The organism is Rhizobacter sp. P3_B12 (assembly GCF_056402895.1).
This window is the reverse complement of record NZ_JBFUGN010000608.1, coordinates 1-3,798: the sequence shown is the minus strand read 5'-3', so window position 1 is coordinate 3,798 and position 3,798 is coordinate 1. Positions and strand designations below refer to the sequence as shown.

Genomic DNA, 3,798 nt, shown 5'->3' with positions numbered 1-3,798 from the left:
CCTGTACGGCGCGCGCGGCAAGGCGTCGGATGTGAAGCTGGTCGGCGCCGGGGCGGGCAACCGGCGCAGCGACTGGCTGACGGTGTCGCTGACGCAGGCCACCACCGTGCCGACGCCGCCGCCCCCGCCGCCGCTGGTGCTGGCGGCACCGCCCGCGGCGGCTGCGACGCTCACGCCGGCACCGGCACCCGCGCCGCTGGTGGCGACGCCTGCGGTGCAAGCCGCCCCGGCTGCGCCGATCGTCAAGCCGGCCGACCCGAAGGCCGACGAGATCGAGCGCCGCCTGACCGCGCTGAAGCAGCTGCGCGACAAGGGCCTGATCACCGACGACGAGTACAAGCAGAAGCGCAAGGACATCCTGCAATCGCTGTGAGCCGCGGCCAGGATCCAGGATCCGACATCGATCCCCCCGAAGAGGGAGTCAATCGGATGGATGGATTTGCCGCGCGGCATCGAACATAGTCTCGCCTCGCGGCAGGGTTGCCGCCGTGGAGCGCGAGATGCAGTTCGATCAGCAATTCAACGAAGGTGATTTCCGGATTTTCGTGGCCGCGCAGGAGAGCGGGCGAGGCCGCGGCTACACGGCCGCCGTCGTCGTGAGCCGCGTGCGCGGCGCGGTGAACACGCCCTGCGAGGTGTACCGCGACTGCTGCCTGGCCGGCGGCCACCGCTGGATCTCGCGCGGCGCCGCGCTGTCGTATGCGGTGTCGGTGGGTCGGGAGATCGCGCACACCGAGCCGTCGCGGCTGGCGCATTGCTGATCTGCCATCGCGCGCTGAAATCGATCTCTCAAAACGGACCGACAAAGAAAAAGCGGATGGTGCAAGCACCATCCGCCCGAAGAAGCCGCAGTGTCATTGGGAGGAGKGAGGAGGTAACTGCGGCTCCGTGTCTGTGACTTTAACCCGGAACTGCATCCTTATTTTGTAGGACGAGACGCCGTTTTGTTGCGAACGGTGTGCTTATCCCCCGCCGCCGCCTTCACCCTCGCCATCGGCCAGGCGTGACGGGTCCAGCAAACGCTCCAGCTCGGCGCGGCCGAGGCCGGTCTGCTCGTCGGCCACGTCGATGACGGGGCGCCCTTCGCGGTAGGCCTGCTTCGCGATCTCGGCGGCGCGCGCATAGCCGATCAGCGGGTTCAACGCGGTCACCAGGATCGGGTTGCGCGACAAGGCATCGCGCAAACGATCGCCGCGCACCTTGAAGCCGGCGATCGCCTTGTCGGCCAGCAGGCGGCTCACGTTGGCCAGCAGCTCCAGGCTCTCGACCAGGTTGCGCGCGACCAGCGGCAGCATCACGTTCAGCTCGAAGTTGCCGGACTGGCCGGCGATGGTGATCGCGGCGTCGTTGCCGATCACCTGGGCCGCGACCATCGTGGTCGCCTCGGGGATCACCGGGTTGACCTTGCCGGGCATGATCGACGAGCCGGGTTGCAGCGCCTCGAGCTCGATCTCGCCGAGGCCGGCGAGCGGGCCGGAGTTCATCCAGCGCAGGTCGTTGGCGATCTTCATCAGGCTCGCGGCCAGGCTCTTGAGCTGGCCCGAGACCGAGACCGCGGTGTCCTGCGCGCCCATCAGCGCGAAGTAGTCGTCGCCGGGGCGGAAGGCCTGCTGCGTGAGGCCGGCCAGCTCCTCGCAGGCCAGGCGCGCGAAATCCGGGTGCGCGTTGACGCCGGTGCCGACGGCGGTGCCGCCGAGCGCGAGCTGGGCCAGGTCGGCGCGCAGGGCCTCGAGCCGCGCGATCTGCGCATCGACCTGCGAGGCCCAGCCGCCGAGCGCCTGGCTCAGGCGCACCGGCATCGCGTCCATCAGGTGGGTGCGGCCGGTCTTCACGTGCTCGTGCACGCTGCGGGCCTTGTCGCGCGTCACCTTCGACAGGTGGTGCAGCGCGGGCAGCAGCTGCTCGGCGAGCACGACGCCGGCGCTGACGTGGATCGCGCTCGGGATCACGTCGTTGCTGCTCTGGCCGTGGTTGACGTGGTCGTTCGCCGAGACCGGGCGGCCGAGGCGGCGCGTCGCGAGCGTCGCGATCACCTCGTTGGCGTTCATGTTCGAGCTGGTGCCCGAGCCGGTCTGGAAGACGTCGAGCGGGAAGTGCGGCATGAAGTCGCCGTCGAGCAGCTCGCGGCAGGCGGCCTCGATCGCCTGCGCGGTGTCGGGCTCGAGCGTGCCCAGGCGCGCATTGGCACGTGCGGCGGCGAGCTTGAGCTGGATCAGCGCGCGGATGAAGGCGGCCGGCAGCCGGCCGCCGCTGACGGGGAAGTTCAGCACGGCGCGCTGCGTCTGCGCGCCGTACAGCGCGTCGGCGGGGACGGCGATGTCGCCGAGGCTGTCGTGTTCGATGCGGGTGGCGGGCGAGGGCATGGGGCGGGCATCAGTGGGGGGAGGTATGGATCATGGCCGACGTGGCCAGACCTCGGTGCATGCATTGATAATCGCCGCGGTTGCCTGGAAGATCCGCTGCCGGCGTGGCGAAATCGGTATACGCAAGGGACTTAAAATCCCTCCTCCTCACGGAGATGCGGGTTCAAGTCCCGCCGCCGGCACCATGCGTTGACTTTGTTCACTTGGTCGCCGTCGGCGCTCGGTTGTACTGTCCCCTCTCCTGGCGTGAAGCAGTAGATCGCCCCCTCCTGACTTCGGCCGGCATGCACATCGTCAACCCCACGCCTTACCTCGCTGGATGGAACGTCGGCCATCGACCCGACGGGCGCGAACTCGCCGTGGTGGTCGTCRAGGCCAGCTTCGTGCTGAGCAGTTGCGGGGAGGCGCCACCGCAGCTTGCGGATGAGCAACTTCCGCTGTACGAGGCCGACGTACCGGGCCCCGATCCGGCGCGCAGCGCCCCGCTCCACGAGAACGACTTCAGCGTCTTCAAGCCGCACTGCGACGTCCTGCTGCGGGCCCGCGCCCATGCGCCGGGCGGCCGGCCGGTGACGCGGATGGAGGCGGGCTTCATGGTGGGCAGCTGTCGCAAGGTGGTGACGGTGCTCGGCCATCGCGAATGGCGTCGTGGCGTGATCGGCGTGGCGGCGACCGAACCGCAGCCGTTCACGACGCAGGAGATCGGCTACGACAGCGCGTTCGGCGGCACCGACATCGATCCGTCGGACCCGGGCCGCATCGAGCTCTACCGGCCCAATCCGGCGGGCACCGGCTACTGCCGCTTCCGGCAGAACCTGGTCGGCATGGCCTTGCCGGCCACCGAGGAGCCGGGCCATCCGGTCGAGCGGCCGGACGGGCCCTACCGCCCGATGGCCTTCGGTCCGTTGGGGCGGCATTGGCTGCCGCGCGTCGAGCATGCAGGTACCTATGACGAGCGCTGGCAGCGCGAGAAGATGCCGTGGCTGCCCGGTGACTTCGACCCGCGCTACCACCAGGCCGCGCCGCCCGACCAGCAGATTTCCTATCCTCACGGCGGTGAGCCCATCGTGTTGGCCCACCTGAGCCCGCTGCCGCGCATCGAGGCCCGGCTGCCGCGGGAACCCGTGCATGTGCGCTTCGTGCGCCATGGCGCGCCCATCGTGGAGGTGCAAGCGCAGATCGACACGGTGTTCATCGAGCCGGACGAAGACCGCCTGTGCCTGACATGGCGCGCGAGTTGCCCGCTGATCCGCGATCCGTTCGAACTTCGTGAAATGCAGATCGAGACCACCTCCACCCGCACCCCCGGCCTGCTGCGCTCGCGCCTGGCCGGCAAGAAGCACTACCGCGGCCTCGCCGCGCTGGTGCGCGCCCGCAAGGGGGGCGCATGAGCCGCGCCGCAGGCCTCTCGGTGTTCGGCCACGCGATGCTCACC

4 protein-coding genes and 1 tRNA gene are annotated in these 3,798 nt (G+C 69.7%); 4 read left to right on the top strand and 1 reads right to left on the bottom strand.

Translation table 11 applies throughout. The features are described 5' to 3' along the window. Both AC1D01_RS24645 and AC1D01_RS24640 read left to right on the top strand, forming a co-directional pair. Positions 1 to 373, top strand: a 373-nt coding sequence (locus AC1D01_RS24645) for an SHOCT domain-containing protein (RefSeq protein ID WP_477871043.1), incomplete at its 5' end; no start/stop codon positions are given. Between the two features lie 127 nt (positions 374 to 500). Further along, complete coding sequence (locus AC1D01_RS24640; RefSeq protein WP_477871041.1) at positions 501 to 761, top strand: hypothetical protein; 261 nt, start codon at positions 501 to 503, stop codon at positions 759 to 761. A gap of 201 nt (positions 762 to 962) precedes the next feature. Here the strand turns inward: AC1D01_RS24640 and AC1D01_RS24635 are convergent, their stop codons facing one another. Next, positions 963 to 2,363 carry a class II fumarate hydratase gene (locus AC1D01_RS24635; protein WP_477871039.1) on the bottom strand — a complete coding sequence of 467 codons (1,401 nt, stop codon included), beginning with the start codon at positions 2,361 to 2,363 and terminating at the stop codon, positions 963 to 965. Between the two features lie 98 nt (positions 2,364 to 2,461). Between AC1D01_RS24635 and AC1D01_RS24630 the strand changes: the two genes are divergently transcribed. Beyond that, positions 2,462 to 2,548: transfer RNA gene (locus AC1D01_RS24630), tRNA-Leu, on the top strand. Positions 2,549 to 2,566: 18 nt separating this feature from the next. Further along, positions 2,567 to 3,754, top strand: a complete 1,188-nt coding sequence (locus AC1D01_RS24625; RefSeq protein WP_477871037.1) for a DUF2169 family type VI secretion system accessory protein — start codon at positions 2,567 to 2,569, stop codon at positions 3,752 to 3,754. The last annotated feature ends 44 nt before the right edge of the window (positions 3,755 to 3,798 follow it).